The organism is Saccharothrix sp. ST-888, assembly GCF_000955975.1.
Taxonomy (GTDB): Bacteria; Actinomycetota; Actinomycetes; order Streptomycetales; family Streptomycetaceae; genus Kitasatospora.
In genome coordinates this window covers 1-302 of the sequence record NZ_JYJF01000981.1, presented here as the reverse complement: position 1 = coordinate 302, position 302 = coordinate 1, and the positions used below count along the sequence as shown (strand labels likewise).

1 protein-coding gene is annotated in these 302 nt (G+C 67.9%); it reads right to left on the bottom strand.

Features of this window, described 5'->3' with window-relative positions:
* Positions 1 to 211, bottom strand: a 211-nt coding sequence (locus tag UK12_RS35255; protein WP_442973941.1) for an NADH-quinone oxidoreductase subunit B, incomplete at its 3' end; no start/stop codon positions are given.
* Positions 212 to 302: the final 91 nt, after the last annotated feature.

The following is a 302-nucleotide window of genomic DNA, read 5'->3' as shown; positions in this document are numbered from 1 at the left end:
GCGCCTCCGGCCGCGGCGGGCAGCCGGGCACGTAGACGTCGACCGGGATGATCTGGTCCACGCCCTTGGTGACGGAGTACGAGTCCCAGTAGGGGCCGCACGAGTTGGAGCAGGCGGCGAAGGAGATCAGGGACTTGGGCTCGGGCATGTGCTCGTAGAGGCGCTTGACCGCCGGGGCCATCTTGTCGGTCACCGTGCGCGAGACGAACATCAGATCGTCCTCGCTCGGCCCCGGCGCGACCGGGATGACACCCATCCCGATGACGGCGTGTATGGCCAACGACGCGGAGATGCACTCGATC